This is a genomic window from Mycoplasma yeatsii GM274B, assembly GCF_000875755.1.
Classification (GTDB): domain Bacteria; phylum Bacillota_I; class Bacilli_A; order Mycoplasmatales; family Mycoplasmataceae; genus Mycoplasma; species Mycoplasma yeatsii.
The window spans coordinates 420,246-441,869 of the sequence record NZ_CP007520.1 but is presented as its reverse complement, the minus strand read 5'-3'; the positions used below and the strand labels follow the sequence as shown (position 1 = coordinate 441,869).

Here is a 21,624-nt window from a genome sequence, read left to right as displayed (position 1 = left end):
AAGCTCTTAAAGAGCTTTTTGTTATTTTTTAGGATTTAACTTAACTGTATTAAAATTATCAGTTTGTAATTTTTTAATTAATTCAGAAATTAAATTTATACCATTTTCACTAGAGCTTTGCATTAAATTAATTCCATTTGTAGTTTTACCGCTTGCTTCATCTTTAGATAATGAATAGTTAATTCCTATTAAATTAAATGATGAATCAATTACCATAGAACCTGATGAACCACCAGGTAGTCCTTGTTGATCATTTTCTATATTTGAATATAATGTTGAGTGTTGATTTCAAATGTTTAATTTCATACCGTGTTCATTTTCAATAAATGAATTTTCATATTTTTTATAGTTCTCATTTAATGAGTTACTATCTTTATTTAACTTATCGTTATATTTAACTCATAAACTTCTTAGATTGATTGGGTTATAAGCTCTTTGTTGAGTACTTATTACTCCACCTTGTGATTTTATTCCTCTAAAGTTTATGTCTTCTGTTTCATCTTTTTGTTTTTCTACAGGGTAGCCTGCATAAAATCATGATTTAATTGGAGAAAATTTTTCTGTTTTATAGTTAATATAAAAATCTTTTTCTTGTTCCGTTCCGATAATTGAGTCTAGTTTAGGTAATATATTTTTCAAATTATCTTTTGGTATTTTAACTTTTAATACTAAAAAATCAGCACCAGCATTGTTAGTTCAATATAGCTTGTTAGCATCTTTTGAACCGAAAAAGTTTTCAGGATTATCGTTTGTTTTACCACTTATTCCAGATGTCTTGTGTCTTGAATAAAAATATGGAGCATCTAAATATTGGTTATAAATATCAAAAACCGGATCTAATTGCTTTGTATCAACAGTTTTAAAATCAACATCTAGTTTTTCATCTTGTCCTCTTGTTCCTTTTATAAAAATATTTTTTCTTTCAGATTTATCATTTCTTGAATTTTCTCAAAATCCAGGTAAATTATCATTTCATTGTTTTAATACTTCTTTTTCATTTCTACCAAAATCAAAAATAGATTTATCAAATGTCTTACTTAAATCAAAAACGTGAATATTTGTTGCTACTAGTAATTCTCAATTCTTTTCATCTTGATCATTTACAACTCTATCTAAAACTCAAAATGTTCCTGAGTTTTGAAGATTTTTAAGTCTATAGCCAGTAGTTCTTCCTAGAGAGTCTTTATCTGCATCTCATGTTTTTGTTCTAATTGATAAAGTAAAGCTTCTATCATAAATATATTGGTAAAAATCAATATCTCGTTTTAACTGAGCTGTTTGCTGATAATCTGTTTTAAAATAATAGTTATTAGAGTTTTTAGTGTAAATTAGTAATTCAAATTCTCCGTTTTTATCATCAAAATTTGATTTAATTTCAGTTATTTGTTCATTTAGATTAAATTGTTTTTGTAATGAATTAAAATTTGAATAATAAAATAATTGACTTAGGTTTGAAGGTAAAAATCCAAAAGGATTTTTTTCAATAATTTTATTAATATCATTGATTTGTATTTTTTTATTATCTACAAGCTCGTCATCTTTAAAATTAGATAAATATTTCGGTTTTGTCATCGCTTCTAATGGAACTTTAGGATAATAAAATTCTGTTTTTTGTTTTTCACTATCTCCGTAATTTCCATATTCACCAATTTCTTTTATAAATTCAAAAAAATCGTTATTAACTTTTTCATCAGAAGAACTAAAAGTAAAATCAACAGTATTGCCGTGATTTCCGTCTTTAAATCATTGTTTTAAGTTGTGTTCTGTTGTTTTTAATTTAGGTGTTTTAAATATGATATCTCTTGCTGATAGAGAAAATAGTTCATCTAAATTAAATAAGTGTTTTTCAGCAAAATAAAGAGGATGTTCTTTTTGATTATAAGTAACATTATCTCTATATTCTAACTTATTAATATTTATTGAAGGATCTAATGGTTTAGCTGGTTCATTAGTTTCATTTGGTTTATTATTATTTGAATCATCAGGTGTGTTATTTGGTTTATTATTATTTGAATCATCATTTTTATCATCTTTTTTATCTTCTTGTTTAACAGCACAACTAGACACAAATAAAGGAGTTGTTGTTAATAATAATCCTAATAAGAAATTTACTTTTAAAATTTTTCTCGCCATAAAATCATCTCTAATCCTTTTAATTATTTTATTATAAATCAGTTTAGATAAATTAATATCAATAATAAAAACGCCATTTGGCGTTTAATTACAATTATTTAAAACTTTGATAACGGGTTTGTAACTTTTTCTATGAACATTGTCAATAACTCCATATTGTTGTAGTGCTTGTAAATGCAATTTAGTTCCATAACCTTTATGTTTTTCAAAACCATACATAGGATATTTTAAAGATAACTCATCTAAAATTCTATCACGTGTAACTTTAGCTAAAATACTAGCACAACTAATAGAAAAACTTTTATCATCACCTTTAACTATACAAATTGAATTATAGTCTTTTAAATCAATATTTTTATTTCCATCAATTAAAGCTATTTCTGGTTTTATTTTTAATCTTTTAACAGAATTTTTAAATCCTAATAAACTAGCTTGTAATGGATTTAATTGATCAACTTGATTTGCTGAGATAATTTCAATTTCATAGCATAAACAATTTTGAATAATTTCATCAAATAATTGTTCTCTTAGTTTTTGAGATAGTAATTTTGAATCTTTAATTTTAGCATTAAAATAATCATCTTTTAAAATAACACTAGCTACAACTAAAGGACCAGCAATACAACCTCGTCCAACTTCATCACTTCCAGAAATTATTTTAACTTTATGTTCTTGTTTTAAATTATCATCAAATTGTTTTCTATCTATCATAATGCACTAATATCATCAACTTCTTCTTCTTTTTTATAACTAACAGCTTTTTCAATTTCTTCAGGAACAACATCTAACACTCTTTCAAGAGAAATTTTACCTATTCTTCCTAGTGAAACATCTTTTAAAAATAATGAAAGAATTCTTTGCATATCTAACATATTATCAGTTATATATCAGCGTCTTTCTTTTCCTATTTTTTCAAATATTTTGTATGTATAAACTGTTTCAACAGGTCTTTGAAGATTAGTACTAATTTTATAGTATTTTTCAATATAACCTTCATAGTGATTAAAAATATATCTCATTAAACGTGCAGCAACACGTTCTTTTGGAAAGACATTATCTTTAACGGAATTAATAGCACAAATATTTGTAGCAACAGTTTCAGATTCTAATTTAGAAGGTAAAACTCCTGGAGTGTCTAAAAGGTTGATAAACTGGTTTAAATGAATAACTTGAATACCTCTAGTAATTCCTGGTTTATTACCAACTTTAACGTTTTTACCTTTAATAACTCTATTAATAAAAGTAGATTTTCCAACATTAGGAATACCTATAACTAAAGCGTTAATTAAAGAATTTTTTATTCCATTTTTCTTATCTTTTTCACGTTTAGCTTCAGTAGCTTGATTAATTGCGTTAATTAATTCATTAACAACATCTAATTTTCTATTGTTATTTAAAACTATCACTTTAACTTTATCTTTTTTAGAATAATATTTAACTCATTCATCAGTTACAGTTGGATCAGCTAGATCTGCTTTTGAAAAAACATAAATTATAGGTTTATTCTTTAAAAGTTTTTTAAAAGTTAAATTTTGTGATGAGTAAGGAGCTCTGGCATCAATTACTTCAACAACAACATCAACTATTTTTATTTTATCTTCGATTTCTTTTAATGTTTTGTTCATATGACCAGGAAATCAGTTAAACTCAGCACTCATAAACTCACATCTTTCTAATATCTAATATAAATTATACTAATATAAAATATAAAAAACATCACAATGTAGCTGATACTAATTGTGATGAAATTAATTTAGTATTATTTTTTTTCTTTAGTTGGCATAATTTCTTTAATTCTTGCAGATTTACCTGAAAGTTTTCTAATGTAGTAAATTCTTGCTCTACGTACACGTCCACGTTTAATTAAAGTTACTGAATCAATAATTGGTGAGTGTAGTGGGAAAGTTCTTTCAACAAATACACCGTTTGACATTTTTCTAACAACAACTGAATAAGTAATTCCTGATCCTTGAGTTTTAATTACTAAACCTTCAAATGATTGAATACGGAATTTATCTCCTTCTTTAATTTTTACATCAACTCTAATAGTATCTCCTGATGTAAAATCTGGTAAGTCATTACGTAATTGGTTGTTTACAATATCATATTTTGATTTCATAGTTTTTGTAGCTTTTGAACTCATATTATTGTTCTCCTTTCATTTTTTTATATAGTTCTAATTGAATTTTATTTAATTTTGATTCATCAATTAAATCTGGTCTTTTTTTAAAAGTATTAATTATTTGTTGTTCATCTCTTCATTTTGAAATATTTGCATGATGACCACTTAATAGAACATCTGGAACTTTTTTTCCTCTAAAATCATAAGGTTTAGTATAAACAGGATGATCTAATAAATTGTTTTCAAAACTTTCATTTTGATGAGATTCAGTTGCAATTACATTAGGTAAAATTCTTGAAATTGAATCAAGCATAATTAATGCAGGTAATTCTCCTCCTGTTAAAACATAATCTCCAATTGAAATTTCAACATCAACATAATCTAAAATTCTTTCATCAAAACCTTCATAATGACCACAAACTATAATTATATGTTTATAGTTATTTGCGTATTGTTTTGATAGATTTTGATTTCAAGTTTTTCCTTGTGGAGTTGTTAATATTACTATTGAATCATCAGTTTTAACTGATTCAATTGCACTAACAACTGGCTGAGGCATTAAAACCATTCCTTTTCCACCACCGTATTGATAATCATCAACTTGGTTATGACTTAGATTAGTAAAATCTCTAATATCTAAAATTTCAACTTCAATTGCATTTTTTTGGATTGCTTTTTTAATAATTGATTCAGATATATAAGATTTAATCATTTGTGGGAATAATGTAATAATTGTAAACTTCATCTATTTTAAACCTTCAATGTCTTTAGCTATGATAACTTCGTTTTCTCAGTCTATTGAATCTATATAAACATCAACAATAGGAACTCAAAACTGTTTATCATCAGATTTTATTTTAACAAGCTCTTGAGCTGAATTACTCATATAATCAATTACAATTCCATTTGTTTTTAAACTTTTAAATTCAAAACCGATTAAGCTTTTTACTTTCAAAATGTTGTTATCTTCATTTGAACAATAAGCTCTGATATTTTTAAATTTTACAACTTGATTTATATTGTCTAAATTTAAGAACTTAACAAGTAAAAAGTTTTTATTTTGAACTTGTTCTATATTTTCAACTCTTAAAACTTGAAAAGTATTTTGAATTTTAACGAATATGACATTAATTTTTTTAATATCATCAATAGTAATATCTGAATCTATAACAATTTTTACAAACCCTTTGATACCGAATGTATTTACTATAGTACCAAACTCAATTAATTTGTCATTCATCAAATACTCCTTATATGTTTAATTTAAATTATTTAGCTTTGTTTGCTTGTTTAGCTTCATGTAAAGCTTTTAAGATACCTTGTTGTGATAATAAAGTTCTAACTGTATCAGTTGGTTGAGCTCCATTTTGTAATCATTTTAAAGTTAATTCTTTATCAATTTTAACTTCGTTGTTTAATGGGTTGAATGTACCAACTAATTCAATATATTTACCATTACGATTAACACGTGAATCTGCAGCAACTATTCTGTAGAATGGTGCTTGTTTTTTACCGATTCTTTTTAGTCTTAATTTAACCATTTTCTTCCTCCTATAATTTATTTATTTTAGACCTTAATTATCATATCAATATAAATAAAAGGTGTCAAGTATTTTTACTTAACACCTACAAATTTTTATTTATGATATTTTTCATTATTAATAATTTTAAATGATCGATATATTTGTTCTATTAAAACTACTCTAAATAATTGATGAGGTAAAGTGATTTTTGCTAAAGAAATCTTATTATTAAACATAGATTTAAATTGATCAGTATATCCATCACTAGGTCCTATAACAAAAAGTAATTTACCTGATTTAAAGTCTTTATTATTTTGTATTTTTAAAGCTAATTCTTCAGATGAAACTAATTTAGAATTAACATCTAAAATAATTTTTTCATAATCTTTGTAATTATTAATTTTATTTATTAACAGTTGAGAATTAATTTCTTTTACTTTATTTAATTCTCCATTAAATTCTTCTTTAAGCTCAATAACTTCTAAATCACAAAATTTATTAACTCTAGATAAATAGTCATCGAATGCTTGAATAAAAAACTTTTTATCTAATTTTCCAAAACAAATTATTTTAATTTTCATAAATTAGAATTTAAATCCACCTTTATTAAAGTTTGGCATTCTTCCGCTTTTTAACATTTTAGTCATTTCCATAACTTGTTTTTTACCTTTTTCAAATGAATTGATTAGCTCATTAAATTCTTTTTCAGTTCTACCTGATCCTTTAATGATTCTATTTTTACGGCTAATTGCTTTTAAAACTCTAGGATCACGTCTTTCTTTTAAAGTCATTGAATCCATTAAAACTGAAAAAACAGCTAATTTCCTTTGTGCGTCTTCAATTTGAGATTCACTTATTTTATTTGTTGGAAGCATTTTCATTAATTTACTTAAACTACCCATTCTACCAACTTGAGCTAATTGATTTCTTAGATCTTCTAAATCAAATTGACCCATAAACATACGTGTCATTGTTTTTTGCATTGAACGTTCATCGATATTTTCAACAGCTTTTTCAAACAGTGTTTCAATATCTCCCATACCCATTAATCTATCAGCCATTCTTTTTGGATAGAATGCATTTAGTGAACTAACTCCTTCACCTTCTCCGATAAATTTAATTGGAAGTTTAGTCATATATGTAATTGATAGAGTAGCTCCCCCTCTAGCATCACCATCTAATTTAGTAACAATTACTCCAGATAATTTTAATTGTTTATTAAATTCATTTGTAACGTTAATGATTTCTTGTCCAACCATTCCATCAACTACTAATAAAATTTCACTTGGTGAAGTTATTTTACGTAAATTATCTAATTCATCCATTAAAACTTGATCGATTTGTAATCTACCTGCTGTATCTAAAATAACAACATCATAATTATTTTCTTGTGCATATTCTAATGCTTGTTTTGCTGTGATTGTTGGATCTTGTTTTTGTTTTTCAAATACATCAATATTATTTTTTTCACCTAGTTGTACTAATTGTTCAATAGCTCCTGGTCTATAAATATCTAACCCAACCATTAAAACTTTTTTCTTTTGTTTTTTAGTTAAATAATAAGCTAATTTACAAGTTGAAGTAGTTTTACCACTACCTTGCAATCCTGCCATCATAATTACAGTAGGTTTTTTAGAAAGTTCTAAAGGAGAATTTATTTTTCCAAGAATTTCAACTAATTCACTATGAACAATTTTTACCATTTGTTGATGAGCATTTGCTCCATCTTGAATATAATCACCTAAAGCTTTTTCTTTTACTTTACTAATAATTTCTTTTACTGCTTCAACATTAACGTCAGCTTCTAATAAAGCTAATCTTATTTCTTTTAAAGTATCTTTAATATTTTCTTCAGTTAAAGTTGATTTTTTCATATTTTTTTCAATGCTTTTTTGCATTCTTTTTGATAAAAAATCACCAAATCCCATGTTTATTTCTCCTTTTTCAATCTTAATTATTATATCAAAAGTTAGTAAAATTCATTCCTACTAAATTACTAACAATATTTTATAATTCTAATTTTAATTTTTAGAATAAAAAAAGAAGTTATTTTAATACTTGAACTTCTTTTCTTTCTCTTATGACTGTAATTGTAATTTCACCAGGTACAATTACATGTTTTTTAATTGCTTCGCTCATTTGATGCAATACTTGGTTTAATTCTAAATCTGAAACAACAACAGGATCAACTATCAATCTTATTTGTCGACCTGATTGTAAAGCATAAGTTTTAGCAACACCTGGAATTTGATTACCTATTTTTTCAATCTCATGCATTCTTAGTATAAATTCACCAATACCATTATTTCTAGCACCAGGACGTGATGCTGAAATTGAATCTGCTATTGCAACTATTGCTGAAATTTCATTTGTTTTTTCAACATCTTCGTGATGAGATTCAATAGCATTAACTATAATTTCATCTTCACCATATTTTCTAGCTATTTCTGCTCCTAAAACAACGTGGCTACCTTCGTTTTCAAAATCAACTGCTTTACCAATATCGTGTAATAAACCAGCTCTAACTGCTTTTTTAACATCCAACCCTAACTCAGCAGCAATTGATCCACTTAATTTAGCAACTTCAATTGAGTGAGTTAAAACATTTTGACCATAACTTGTTCTAAAGTGTAATTTACCAAGTAATTTAACTAATTCAAAATCAAGATCATTAATATCTAATTCTTCAATGACTTTAATTCCATATTCTTCAATAATTTGGTTCACTTCTTGTTCTTGTTTTTTTAGTTCTTGTTCAATTTTAACTGGTTGAATTCTTCCATCATTAATTAAAGTTTCTAATGCTCTTGTAGCAATTTCTCTTCTTATAGGATTGAAACATGAAACAGTAATTGTATTAGGTGTTTCATCAATAACAATATCAACTCCACCAACTTGTTCAAATGTTTTCATATTTCTTCCATCTTTTCCAATGATACGACCTTTCATATCATCATTTGGAAGTTTTATAATATTAGAAGTTTTTTGATTAGCTACATCAACTTTAATTCTTTCCATAGCTGAAACAATAATATTAGCAGCTAACATTTTTGATTTACTATAAGCTTCAGTTTCTGCATTTTTTAAAATAGCTAATAAATCTTTTTGATTTCTTAACTCTATTTTTTTAATTAATAATTCTTTTGCTTGAGATTTAGTGAAATTTGAAATTTCTTCTAAACTTGAAATGATTTCATCTTCTCTGTTGTCTAATTGTTGTTTTCTTTTATCAAGATCTGATAATCTTAATTCTAATCTTTGAGCTTTAGCTTCGTTTAATTTTTTATCTGCTTCTATGTTAGATTGTTGTATATTTAAATTATTTTTAAGTTCTTGCAGTTCTGCTTTTTGAATTTCAACTTCTTTTTCAAAAATTCTTTTTGCATCATTTATATCTTTATAACCTTCTGCAACAATTTTCTTTCTTTCTAGTTTAGCTTCTTTTATACGTTCTGCAATGATTTTTTTTCTAGTTTTAGATCATATTAGATATCAAATAATAGCAGCTTGTGTTAGTAATATAACTAATGCTGTACCTGCGGTAATAATCAGATATATTTCTCAAATATCCATTTTAATATCTAGTCCTTTCTTCTTACGAAAATAGGAATGTTCTTTATACTTAATTAATTATAACATTATTAAAAAGATAATAGAGTGTGAGAAGAATATAAATATGACAGTGTTAGCAATGTTATTATTTATAATATTAAAAAAGTGCTCGCTGTTGCTCACGCGATTATGAACTAGTATTAAAATTAAATTAACATAGGTGATTAATATGAGTTTAAAAACTATTTTTCATATAGATATGGACGCTTTTTTTGCAAGTTGTATGCAGGTTAAATATCCTATTTATAAAAATAAAGCTATTGTAATATCAAATAATAATGACAAATCAATTATTACAACAGCAAGTTATCAAGCAAGAAAATATCATATAAAAGCAGGAATGGCTTTGTTTGAAGCTAAAAAACTATATCCTAAAATCATTAGTGTTAAACCTGATATGAACTATATTAATAATATTTCTAATCAAATATGAACCTATCTTAAAAATAATGTTACTCATAAAATAGAAGTTGCTTCAATTGATGAAGCTTATTTAGATGTAACTGATCTTGTTGTAAAAACTGATGTAATTAAATTAGCTAAAAAAATTCAACAAGATATTTTAGATGAATTTGATATAAGTTGTTCAATTGGTATAGGATTTAATAAATTTGTTGCTAAAATGTCGACAAGTTTAAATAAACCTTTTGGTATTAGTTTAACTACAATAGATAATTTTAAAACTAATATTTGAAATATAGATATTAAAGATATGTATGGTGTTGGTCCTTCAACAGTTAAGTTATTAGAAAATACTAATATTAAAACAATTGGTGATCTAGCAAATACTAGTGATCAAGATATTTATTATTTACTACACAATAAAGGTTTAATTTTAAAAAAACAAGCTAATGGATTATCTAGTGATTATGTTGATTATTTATCTAGCGAATATAAATCTATTTCAAAAGAAACAACATTATTAAGTGCAATTTATCAATATGATGAAATAGAAAATATTATTTTAAATTTATCTAAACAAGTATCAAATAAATTAATTGAAAATAACTTATTTTGTAAAACTGTTGAAATTAAACTAAAATATAAAACTTCATCTAAACAATATATTACAAGACATAAACAAATTACTTTAAATAAATATATAAATGATTCTCAGTTAATTTATAATAATGCATTAACTTGTTTTTATGATTTGATTGATGATAATAAAGCTGTAATTTTAATAGGAGTTGGAGTTAGTAAACTAATTAGTAATAATCAAAACTGAGTTCAATTAACTATTGATAAAGATCAAAATATTGATAATAAACAAGTTGAACAATCTTTATTAATAGAAGATTTAATTTTTGATATAAATAAAAAGTTTAATAAAAATATTATTAAAAAAGCAAAAGATGTTAAAAAAACTAGATAGTATCTAGTTTTTAATTTAGTTTTTTTACGGTTCTTTTTTATCTAGTTATTATTTTTATTTTAAATATAAAAACCTAGCACTTTTTATTTAAAATTCTAGTCTTGATTTTAAAAAAAAAAAAAAATAGAATGAAATTGCATTGCAAAAAGTGCAATATCTTTTTAAATCAATTTTAAGTAAAGTGTGGAGTTTATTATGAAGAAATTATTATCAATTTTTACAGCAATTGCAATGGTTGCTACAACTAGTTCGGTTGTTGGGTGTAAAACTGAGATTAAAGAAGAAAAAAATCTATCAAAATTAATAGTTGAAACCGATCTGGGAGTAATACACAATGAAACAATATCAAAAGAAATTCTAAAAGAAAGAATAAAATGATTCAATCCGAATATATCAGATAAAGTTTTATCAAAAATTGATTTAGATATATCAACCTTTGGAGCTAAAGTTTATTTGAATTATCCAGAAATTCAAAGTGAGGTTGAAGTTAAATTTATACCAGTAGAAAACGAAATCGATAATGGGTTAGACCTAAACTTAGGTTATGTTAAAAATGCTGTTTACAACGAAAAAGATCCTACTATTTGTGAAGAAATAGGATACTTTTTAAATGACAAAGGTCGATGAGCTATAGAAGGTTTTAATAAAGAAACAAAAGTAGTTCCTGATAAGTTACCTTGATTTATTACAGATCTATCACAAGCATTTTTCCAAAATAAAAATAAAGCTATTCAAGGAATAGAAAATTGAGATACTTCAAAAGTAATTGATATGAATTGAATGTTTAAACAAGCTCATGAGTTTAATCAAGATATATCTAAATGAGATGTTTCTAATGTAAGAGATATGAGTGGTATGTTTGGAAATGCATGAAAATTTAATATTGATATAAGTTCATGAGATACTAAAAACCTAGTCAACATGAGTCAGATGTTTGCTGATGCTAGACTATTCAATCAAAATATAGGAAATTGAAACACCTCAAATGTAACTGAAATGAGAAGTGTATTTAAAGAAGCATTAGTTTTTAATCAAAACATTAATACTAAAGAAATACAAAAAGCAGATGGTTCAAAATACACTGCTTGAGATGTTTCAAAAGTTATAGATATGGCAGATATGTTTGCTGAAACAACAGATTTCAACCAACCTTTAGATAGATGAAATACAGCAAAAGTAACTGATATGGGTTATATGTTTAATCAAGCTAAATCCTTTAATCAAAATATATCTAACTGAAATGTTAAAAAAGTGAGAAATTGAGCCGGATTTAGTTCAAACCAACAATGATCAAAAGATCATCAACCTAAATTTAATATACCACCACAAAGAAATGAAATAGACTAATCAATATATAAATAATTTCACACTTTATTTTCAATAAAAATAATAAGAATTAAAAAAGGACGAGCAGTCCTTTTTTTGTATTTATCAAATTTATTTTTAGTTAGATATTTAATTTATTAATAAAAACACAACCTTTATTTGAAGTTGTGTTTATTCTTTTATAATAAATATTTTTAAAACTTAGGTTTATGTTCATCTTTTCAATCAGAACTAGCGGCAGTTGAAAAATCTTTAAAATATTCAACATTTGATACATCTCAATTAGAAATGTTTTGATTAAACTTATTCGCAGCTCAGAACATATAACTCATATCAGTAACATTAGAAGTGTCTCAATTAGAAATCTTTTGGTTAAATACAAAAGCATCAGAAAACATATCTCTCATATTAATTACATTTGATGTATTTCAAGCTTTATACTTAGTATTATCTGATCTTGTAATTTCTTTTGTTGATATATTTTGGTTAAAGTTTCTACAATTTCTAAACATTCCACTCATATCAGTTACATTTGAAGCATCTCAATTTTCCAATCCTTCAATTTTGTGATTACCATTATTTCTAAATGCATGAGATAAATTGGTAATGAATTTAGGTAAATGATCAGGAACCTTTATAGTATCGTATAAAAATTCCTCTATTTGAATTTCACCTTTATCATTTGTAAAATATCCGATTTTAGTATAAGTTGTTTTCTCTTCTTCTGTTTTATACTCAGCTTTTTGATGTTTAGGTCAAATCTTGTTAAATTTTAGTTTTTGTTCAAAATTAATATCATTTTTATATGTAACAGTTAAAGACATTTCTTCATTTTTATCAGATATTAAATTTAAGCCTTCAAAAAAAGCATATTGTTTCCCTTTTTCTTTAAATATATTAAAGACGTCTTGATGACTTGAACTATCTAAAACATCTCCACCAATTCTTTCGTCTCAAACTTTGTTTACGTATTTAATAAAAGTTTCTTTTGCTTTAGAAATTTTTTCATTAATTTCATTTTTAATATTTTTAAGTTTAGCCTCTTTTTCCTTCAGTTCTTTTTTAACATTTGAAATTTGTTTGTCTAGTTCATCTAAATCAGAAATAGATGTCATTAATAAAACATTATTTAAAGAAGGGTTGTTTTGATTGATTTCAGCGTCGATTTCACCTAATAGATTTTCATTGAATTCAATTTCTCTTTCAATTGCTTTTAATTGTTTCTTAAGAGTTGTTTCTAAATTATCTTGGTTTTGAGTCGTTTTACAAGATACAACACCAAAAGTTGCTGTTGATGATAATGTTAGTATAGATAATATTGAAATTAATTTTTTCATGTTATTGGTTCCTCTCGAATTTTTGGTATATGTGATCTTGGTAATTATTCTATTATACTAATATAATTGTATTTATTAATCGAATTGTTCCAAACTAATTCTAGCATTTTAGAGTATAGAATTGAACTACTTTTTTAAATTCTAAGTTGATATTTTGACATAAAAAAACAACTCTTGAAAGAGTTGTTTACACTTTAAAGGTCCACCTTTGGGATATAGGTAGTGGGACACCTTCTTTACATTTGAATGATAATATATTTTTACAATAATTTCAAATATTATGGTTAAAACTTGGAGCTTAATAATATTTGTTCAATTATCCTATTTATCAATATCTTTTAAAAGATCAGATTTAAAATTTGGTAATGTATCTTTAGTAAAGAAACTATTAGTTGCTCCTCTACCTCTGAATGATTTAACATCTTTAACTTTTTGAACATTTCATCTTTTTAAACTGTATCTAAAGCTTTGTGCTCCAGAAAACATTCCATACATATTAGTTACGTTTGAAGTGTTTCAACTAGATATGTCTTGGTTAAACTTTTCAGCATCAGCAAACATTTGATTCATATCAGTTACATTTTCGGTATTTCAGGTTGAAATGTTACCATTAAAAGCACTTGCTCCTCAAAACATTTGACCCATATCAGTCACTTCTTTTGTTTTTCAAAAATTTAAGTCCTTATCAAATGATTTAGCTCCAGAAAACATTCCTTGCATATTTTTTACATTTTTAGTATCTCAATTTGAAATATCTCCGTTAAATTCATATGCATCATAAAACATATTATTCATATCAGTAACTTTTGAAGTATTTCAATTTCTAAGTGATTGATTAAAACTTTTAGCTTCAGCAAACATAGATGACATATTAACAACATTAGAAGTATCTCAATTATTTAGATTTTGATCAAAATTTTTAGTTCTTGAAAAAGTAGAGAAAAAGCTCTTAATATTTGAAGTATTTCATATATCTAAGTTAATTATAGAACTAGATTGTAGATCTGCAAATGCATTTTTTAGTGAAGTTACTTCAAGTGGTAAATGCTTAGGAACTTCTTTTATTTGTTTATTTTGATCTGTTATTGTTAGTATAACTAAACCGCTTGAAGATTTAGATTTATCTACTTTATATCCGATTTGCGTTACCTTATTTTGATCATCTTTATCATATTTTGTTTCAACTTCATCTTCTAAAACTTGATTTAGTTTCAATTCGAAATTTTGATTGTAAAATTTAAAGTTTAAAATATTATTTTTATTACCTTTTATTAAATTTTTCTCAGCATTAATTGAATCAGTTAATCTTAATGTTTTTAATCCAGATATTTTTTCATCTTCTAAATAAACTAATAATTGATCTAATACCTCTTGTTGAGTGTGAAAAGTTCCAAACCCATCTTCTTGATCTTTAAAAATTTTGTTAACTTTTTGTTGTAAAGCTTCATATGTTTTTCTATCTATGATATCTAATTTAAGATTATCTAAAACTTTATATTTATTAGATTTTAATTGAACAGTTCAATTATTTTTTACATTTTCTTTTTCATTTTTAAAAACTTTAAAATCACTAACTTTTAACCCTAGTTCTTTAATTTTTTTACTATTAAAATCTTGATTAACAAATTCATTTAAAACTTTTTGTTCATTTAAATCTTTATGATCTTGAATGTATAAATCAACATCAAAATGATCTTGTAATTTTAATTGTTTAACTTCAGTATTATGTATTTTACTAGCAACAACTGCAATAGTAGTTATAGCAGTTGTAGATAAAGTTAAAGCAGCAATAACTGCTAGTGCTTTTTTAGTTAATATAATTGATAATAATTTTTTCACAAATATTCTACTTTCTATTTTTTTAATCCTTTACTTCTTGAAGTGTAATAAAAGGCTTCACTTAATGTAGGATGAGTGTAAATTGATTTTTGTAATGTATCAAAAGTTAGTTTTTGTTGCATAAATAAAGCTATATGATTAATTAAAATATTAGCTTGATCGATCATCATAAAACATCCTAAAATTTGATTAGTTGTTGTTGAAATTAAAAATTTAATAAAAGAATAATCTTTAACAGTACCTTCAGCATGAGCCTTAGGAAGATATTGTGAATTGATAATAACTATTTCAAAAGGAGTATCCTTTTCTATTAATTCTTGTTCTGTTAAACCGATTCCAGCGATTTCGGGATTTAAATAAATTGTTCAAGGAACTAAATTTAGATCTAATTTTTCTGACTTTTTAAAATTTAAAATATCTTTTGCTACAATATCAGCTGTTTTATAAGCTACTGAAGAAAGTAATCTTAATCCTGTAATATCTCCAATTGCATAAATATTATCAAAATTAGTTTTCATATTTTCATCTACTATAACAAATCCGTTTTGATCTTTTTTAATATCGATATTTTTAAATGATTCATTATTAGCAGTTCTTCCTACTGCTAAAAGTATTTTTTCTGCTTGAATAAAAGTGTCATTGTAATAAACTTTATTATCTTTAATTTCGCTAATATTTACGTTATCTATAACTTTTATATTCTTTTCTTTAAAGTATTGTTTAACGCTTTGTTGAATATCGATATCGAATTTTGATAGAAAATTAGTATTAGTTAAAATAGTTATTTCTGTATTTAAAGTATTATATAAATAACTAAATTCTAAACCAATAGGTCCATCTCCGATAATAACTAATGATTTAGGTACATCTTTTAAAGTTAAAGCTTGATTTGAATCGATTAAATAACCATCTTTTTTAGCTTGTTCTAAACCTTTTAAATTAATTGTTTTAGATCTAGAACCAGTTGCTAAAACCAGTTTATCAAAACTAATGATTTGATCATTTATTTTAATAGTATTTTGATCTAAAACTTCACCATAACCTTTAAATAGAGTTACACCATTGCTATTTAAATTATTTTCCATATTTTTGTTAAAATAGTTTTTATTATCGATTCTTTTTTGTTGCATTTGTAAAAAATCATATCTAACATTATCAGAAAAAACTCCATAATTTTGACTATTTTTAACTAATTCATAAACTCTAGCGGATTTAATTAATGTTTTAGTTGGAACACAACCTTTGTTTATACAACCTCCACCAAGATCTTCAGCTTCTATTAAAGCTACTTTTAATTTATTAGCACCTAAAATGTTTGCTAATCCATTACCACCAGGACCAGCACCTAAAATAACTACATCAAATTTTTGCATAATACTCCTTTTTTGTTTTTTAATATCTTAATATAAATAAAATTAGAACTTAGAATTTTTCACTAAAATTTTTAGTAAATAATATCTTTTATCAAAAAATAAAGCTTGATTTGATTAACGTGATTTTAAAAGCTACACATATTTATACTCACTAATAAATGTTCTATTTCGAATTTTTATATTTTAATAATATTGTCTCAACTTTTGTTTTGGTATTTTTTAATCATATTTTCATTTGCTCTCGATCTTTATTTGCTTCAAAAATATCTGTTATTCATATAGTTTTATTATTTTTAAAGTCAAAGCACTGTACTTCATGATAAATTAGATTATCTTTATTTTCATAAAGCTTAGTCATAATTTGATGATAAATATCAAACGATATTTGAAAATTATTTTTTTTGTTATCTAATTGAAATAATTCTAAAAACATTTTGCTTTTCATTATGTTAATAGCAGAACAATTGATTACATTTCCTATTGCTTGAGGGTGAACTTTTTTATTGTAAATGTTATTTTCATAAATAATAACATTATTACCTTCATCATTTTTAACTGACGATAGATTAATTTTTGTTAAAGTTTTTACTGTAACATAATAAACTTTTTCATCCGAATAAAACACAACAACCGGACGATGTAATTTATTGCTTTTTGTAGTTATTTCATTTGAAAATTTATCTCTAGCGATTGGTAATTTATTATTTTTATTTTTAAACTTATATATTTTTCCCTTCATATTTTTAAATCCCTTCAATATGTTTTAGGAAAAAATAAAAAAACACAACCTTTGAGGTTGGAGAGTAGGACAAAGTTATTAGACTCCCTAAGGGATAGACCCCCTAGGGGGTCTATTTTTTTTCAAAAAAGGAGTATTTATGAAAAGAGGAAAGCAACTAAGTGTAAGTGAGTGGTTAGAAGTATTTAAGCACTACAAAGAATATTTATCTCAAAATATTACTAAAAAAGAATTTTGTTATATTTATAGCAAAATTAGAAATTCTGAAAATTATTTACTTTCAGAAGAAGCCTTCTGATATTTATCTAGAAAATATAAAGATTATAATTTAGGTATGGAACTAAAAGAATCACAAACAGGAAAAGCACCTAAAAAAGGTAAAGGATCAGGTAGACCTAGAAAGAACAAAGAAGAATATGATAAACAAAGAAACGAAGTGATTAAAGAGATTGATCGCGAAGTTTTAGAATGGTTAATAACAGACCTTTTTAAAGAAGATATTTTAAAGAAAAATAAGGTTGACAATCTAGATGAACTGATAGAAAAAATTAAGAAAAAATTTGGAGAAAATATTTCTAACAAGGAAATAATGAAAATTCTTGGAATACCTAAATCAACTTTTTACTACAAAATCAAGAAACAATCAAAAGATAAGAAAGAAGCTGTTATAGAACACGCAGAAATAATTAGAGAAGCTTTTGCAAAACAAAACGGAAGATATGGTAGAGAAAGGCTATCAGCATATATTTTCAAGACATATGGCATTATTATTAACCCTAGAACACTAGGAAGAGCAATGAATAAATTAGGTCTTTTCTGTCACGTAAGAACAACGTGCAAGAAAAAGCGTGAATCAAAAAATACTAACGTGTATTATCCAAATATTGCTAATAGAGATTATAATGGACTACAAAACGATATTTATGCAAGTGATGTTAGTTACATTCCTGCTCCAATAGATGTAGAAGGAAGACATGTTTATTTATCTATCGTAATTCATCACAAAACAAAGAAAATTGTTAGTTATAATTTATCCATATATAATGACACTAATTTAATTATGACTCACATTAGAAAAACAAAATTTCCTAAAAACTTTATTATTCACACAGACCATGGTGTAACATATTCATCGAATGAATATCTTGAGTATATAAAGCAACGAGGTGGAGTGGTGTCAATGTCAAGAATAGGTAACTCTCTAGACAATAGAGAAGCTGAATATTTCTTTTCAATTTTAAAATCAGAAATGTTTTATAACTTTGAAAAGAAAGTAAAAGAAATGACTTTTAGTGAACTAAAAGAATGTATTAAAAATTTCATTGAGTGATATAACAATGAAAGAATATTAAAAAAATTCAAATGAAAAACACCTCAAGAACTATGAGGTGTGTATAATAAACATAACTATTTAGTCTAATAATTTTGTCCCGGTTTCTTGTGTGGTCTATTTATTTCGGGTTTCACGCAATGTCCGCCCGGGTCCAGTTGACCTTCTTCCCAATCAACAATTAAGTAATAACTTAATTAATTTAATAATATCAAACCAAATTAACGAATGCAATATATTTTTATTATTCGTCATCTTCTTCAAATAGATCATCAAAATCTAATTGTTTTTTAATTTTATCTGAATTTAAATTAGATAAAACTGAACTAATATCATCTAAATAAGAACTTAGATCGGTTCCTTTTATTTGATTAGCTTTATCTGTTGCTTTTTGTTTAATTTCTTTTGATACAAATATTTTAGAACTTACTTTATTTTGTTTTAGTTGTTTTTCAGCTTTAGAAGTATAATTTTGTTCATCACTATTTGATATAGCCGGATTATCATAAGCTGTTGCTCTAATTAATTGTTTAACACTTACAAATTCAATATCATTTATTTCACTAGTTGTTGATGATGAATCAATTGAAACTCTTTTAATAGAATTTGAATTTATATCAGTAATTTGATCTTGATTATCTAAGATTTGAATGATTGAATCATCATTAATTGCATAACTAAATAAAATACTTTCTTTATTACGTTTTTTTTCTAATAAAATCTTAACTCCACGTTTAGGTCTTATATAAATTGGAATTTGATTTTGATCAATTTTTTTATAAGTATTTTTATCTGTAAAACAAATAATATCATTTTTAGCATCTAAACTAATTGCACTAACAATACTATCATCTTTTAAATTAGCTGCTTTAACACCTTTTGAACTAGTTAATTGAACTGGAATATCTTCAATGTTGTATCTAACAGCATAAGCATTTTTAGTAATAATTGCACAATATCTTGTTTTTGAAGTTACTAAATCAGCACTTACTAATTGATCATCATCACTTAATTTCATAATCTTAAATGATCTATTAAAAGTTTTAGTTTTTAAATCAACAATTGGAGTTCTTTTAATTAAACCTTTTTTTGAAACTATCATAATTTGTTGAGTTGTATTATCAAAATCTTTAACTACAAATGCATTAATAATAGTTTCACTACCACTCATTGTCGCAACTGTATTGATATGAACACCCATATCTTTTCATTTACTCATACTTATTTTATATAAAGGAATTGAATAATAATTTGCTTTATCTGAAACTAAAATTAAATGTTCTAAATTAGAAACAACTCCTGTTGATATTCACATATCATTTGGTTTTTTTTCAAAAGTATCAAAATCATTTTTAGCTAAAACATTATTATCAACAGCTTTAATATATCCATCTTTAGATACTCATAGATTAAATTCTTTTTCAACTAAAACTTCTTTTTGATTAACATCTAGATTTTCAACTAATTCACTAACTTGAGATTTTCTATCAACTGCAAAAGTTTTTTTAACTTCTTTTAATCTATTAATAATTTCTTGATCTAAAACTTCTTTATTATTTAAAATATCTTGTAAATGACTAATAGTTATACTTAAAGTATTTTTTTCTTGATTTAGTTTTTCAACATCAGTTGAAGTTAATCTATATAATCTCATATCAACAATAGCTGTTGCTTGATTTTTAGTGAATTTAAATTTATTAATTAAATTTTCAATTGCTTGATTTCTATTTTCTGATTTTCTAATTAATTCTATAATTTGATCTAAAATTGATAAAGCTTTAATTAATCCATTAACTATTTCTAACCTATTATTAGCTTTATTTAAATTAAATTGTGTTCTTCTAATAAATACTTGTTTGTAATGAGTTATATAAGCTTTAATAATCTCAATTAACCCTAATTGTTTAGGTTGTTTGTCAACAATTACAATATTGTTGTAGTTATAACTAACTGATAGTGGAGTATTTTTAAATAAGTATTTTCTTACAGTTTCAAGATTAGCTTTTTCATTTAATTGAATTACTATTCTTAAACCTTTTCTATCAGTTTCATCTCTAACTTCTTTAATACCTAATCCAGAATTTGAATCAATTACATCTCCTATTTTTCTAACTAGATCTTGTTTAACAACTTCATAAGGTATTTCATCGATAACAATATCATTATTTTCTTGGTGTCATTTACTACTAATAATAACTTTTCCTTTACCAGTTAAAAAAGCATCTTTGATACCTTCTTTATTTTGAATAACTCCACCAGTTGGAAAATCAGGACCTTTAACTATATCTAAAATAGTATCTAATCTAGTATTTTCGTTTTTAATAATTTTGATTGTTGCATCAATAATTTCACCTAAATTATGAGGCGGCATATTAGTAGCATATCCAGCTGCAATTCCAGTTGCTCCATTAACTAAAATGTTTGGAAAATAACCAGGCAATACTGTAGGTTCAGTTTCACTATCATCAAAGTTAGGAGCCATTAAAACAGTTTCTTTATCTAAATCTTCAAGTAACAGATTTGAAATTTTTGCTAATCTTGCTTCGGTATAACGCATCGCAGCAGCACTATCTCCATCAATTGATCCGTTATTTCCTTGCATATCAACTAAACAATTATTTAATTTTCAATCTTGACTCATTCTCACCATTGCTTCATAAATAGATGAATCTCCGTGAGGGTGATACTTACCAATAACTTCTCCAACAACTCTAGCTGATTTTTTATAAGGTTTATCAAATGTTAGGTTTAATTCGTTCATTGCAAATAAAATACGACGTTGAACTGGTTTTAATCCATCTCTTACATCAGGTAAGGCACGTTCTTGAATAATATATTTAGCATAACGTCCAAATCTATCACCTAAAACTTGTTCTAATGGATATGAAATTATACCTTTATTGTTTTGGCTCATA

18 protein-coding genes are annotated in these 21,624 nt (G+C 24.9%); 3 read left to right on the top strand and 15 right to left on the bottom strand.

Features of this window, described 5'->3' with window-relative positions:
- Positions 1–21: 21 nt before the first annotated feature.
- The 10 genes from MYE_RS01865 to rny all read right to left on the bottom strand — a co-directional run bounded on the left by MYE_RS01865 (position 22) and on the right by rny (position 9,351).
- On the bottom strand, positions 22–2,133 hold the full coding sequence (locus tag MYE_RS01865) for an MAG2960 family serine endopeptidase lipoprotein (RefSeq protein ID WP_042733300.1): 2,112 nt from the start codon (positions 2,131–2,133) through the stop codon (positions 22–24).
- 84 nt (positions 2,134–2,217) lie between these two features.
- Positions 2,218–2,844: a ribonuclease HII gene (locus tag MYE_RS01860; RefSeq protein WP_042733299.1), complete on the bottom strand. Its 627-nt coding sequence runs from the start codon at positions 2,842–2,844 to the stop codon at positions 2,218–2,220.
- Complete coding sequence (gene ylqF, locus MYE_RS01855; protein ID WP_042733298.1) at positions 2,838–3,791, bottom strand: ribosome biogenesis GTPase YlqF; 954 nt, start codon at positions 3,789–3,791, stop codon at positions 2,838–2,840. The genes MYE_RS01860 and ylqF overlap by 7 nt, the downstream gene beginning before the upstream one ends.
- Before the next feature lie 101 nt (positions 3,792–3,892).
- The gene (gene rplS, locus MYE_RS01850; protein ID WP_004426816.1) at positions 3,893–4,276 is read right to left on the bottom strand and encodes a 50S ribosomal protein L19; all 384 of its coding nucleotides are present in this window, start codon (positions 4,274–4,276) and stop codon (positions 3,893–3,895) included.
- A gap of 1 nt (position 4,277) precedes the next feature.
- The gene (trmD, locus tag MYE_RS01845; RefSeq protein WP_042733297.1) at positions 4,278–5,000 is read right to left on the bottom strand and encodes a tRNA (guanosine(37)-N1)-methyltransferase TrmD; all 723 of its coding nucleotides are present in this window, start codon (positions 4,998–5,000) and stop codon (positions 4,278–4,280) included.
- Positions 5,001–5,495, bottom strand: coding sequence for a ribosome maturation factor RimM (locus tag MYE_RS01840; protein WP_042733296.1), 495 nt, complete (start codon positions 5,493–5,495; stop codon positions 5,001–5,003). It abuts the gene before it with no gap.
- Between the two features lie 28 nt (positions 5,496–5,523).
- Positions 5,524–5,796: a 30S ribosomal protein S16 gene (rpsP, locus tag MYE_RS01835; protein ID WP_004426822.1), complete on the bottom strand. Its 273-nt coding sequence runs from the start codon at positions 5,794–5,796 to the stop codon at positions 5,524–5,526.
- A 95-nt stretch (positions 5,797–5,891) separates the two neighbouring features.
- Positions 5,892–6,359, bottom strand: a complete 468-nt coding sequence (locus MYE_RS01830) for a 23S rRNA (pseudouridine(1915)-N(3))-methyltransferase RlmH (protein ID WP_042733295.1) — start codon at positions 6,357–6,359, stop codon at positions 5,892–5,894.
- Positions 6,360–6,362: 3 nt separating this feature from the next.
- Complete coding sequence (gene ffh, locus MYE_RS01825) at positions 6,363–7,706, bottom strand: signal recognition particle protein (protein WP_042733294.1); 1,344 nt, start codon at positions 7,704–7,706, stop codon at positions 6,363–6,365.
- Between the two features lie 118 nt (positions 7,707–7,824).
- Positions 7,825–9,351, bottom strand: coding sequence for a ribonuclease Y (gene rny / locus MYE_RS01820; RefSeq protein WP_082028302.1), 1,527 nt, complete (start codon positions 9,349–9,351; stop codon positions 7,825–7,827).
- A gap of 208 nt (positions 9,352–9,559) precedes the next feature.
- Here rny and MYE_RS01815 point away from each other — a divergent pair, with 208 nt between their 5' ends.
- Together MYE_RS01815 and MYE_RS04250 are read left to right on the top strand one after the other, a co-directional pair.
- Positions 9,560–10,765 (top strand): Y-family DNA polymerase, encoded by a 1,206-nt coding sequence (locus MYE_RS01815; RefSeq protein WP_042733293.1) that lies wholly within the window; start codon positions 9,560–9,562, stop codon positions 10,763–10,765.
- A gap of 195 nt (positions 10,766–10,960) precedes the next feature.
- The gene (locus MYE_RS04250) at positions 10,961–12,112 is read left to right on the top strand and encodes a BspA family leucine-rich repeat surface protein (RefSeq protein WP_052491399.1); all 1,152 of its coding nucleotides are present in this window, start codon (positions 10,961–10,963) and stop codon (positions 12,110–12,112) included.
- A 173-nt stretch (positions 12,113–12,285) separates the two neighbouring features.
- Here the strand turns inward: MYE_RS04250 and MYE_RS04360 are convergent, their stop codons facing one another.
- The 4 genes from MYE_RS04360 to MYE_RS01790 all read right to left on the bottom strand — a co-directional run bounded on the left by MYE_RS04360 (position 12,286) and on the right by MYE_RS01790 (position 17,379).
- Positions 12,286–13,428, bottom strand: a complete 1,143-nt coding sequence (locus MYE_RS04360; RefSeq protein ID WP_201771640.1) for a BspA family leucine-rich repeat surface protein — start codon at positions 13,426–13,428, stop codon at positions 12,286–12,288.
- A gap of 321 nt (positions 13,429–13,749) precedes the next feature.
- Positions 13,750–15,267 (bottom strand): BspA family leucine-rich repeat surface protein, encoded by a 1,518-nt coding sequence (locus tag MYE_RS01800; protein ID WP_052491398.1) that lies wholly within the window; start codon positions 15,265–15,267, stop codon positions 13,750–13,752.
- A gap of 14 nt (positions 15,268–15,281) precedes the next feature.
- The gene (locus MYE_RS01795; RefSeq protein WP_042733292.1) at positions 15,282–16,640 is read right to left on the bottom strand and encodes a dihydrolipoyl dehydrogenase; all 1,359 of its coding nucleotides are present in this window, start codon (positions 16,638–16,640) and stop codon (positions 15,282–15,284) included.
- Positions 16,641–16,803: 163 nt separating this feature from the next.
- The gene (locus tag MYE_RS01790) at positions 16,804–17,379 is read right to left on the bottom strand and encodes an Mbov_0400 family ICE element protein (RefSeq protein WP_052491397.1); all 576 of its coding nucleotides are present in this window, start codon (positions 17,377–17,379) and stop codon (positions 16,804–16,806) included.
- Positions 17,380–17,518: 139 nt separating this feature from the next.
- Here MYE_RS01790 and MYE_RS01785 point away from each other — a divergent pair, with 139 nt between their 5' ends.
- Entirely contained in the window at positions 17,519–18,799 is a 1,281-nt protein-coding gene (locus tag MYE_RS01785; protein WP_042733154.1) for an IS3 family transposase, read from the top strand.
- A gap of 154 nt (positions 18,800–18,953) precedes the next feature.
- Here the strand turns inward: MYE_RS01785 and parC are convergent, their stop codons facing one another.
- Complete coding sequence (gene parC, locus MYE_RS01780) at positions 18,954–21,623, bottom strand: DNA topoisomerase IV subunit A (RefSeq protein ID WP_042733291.1); 2,670 nt, start codon at positions 21,621–21,623, stop codon at positions 18,954–18,956.
- Position 21,624: the final 1 nt, after the last annotated feature.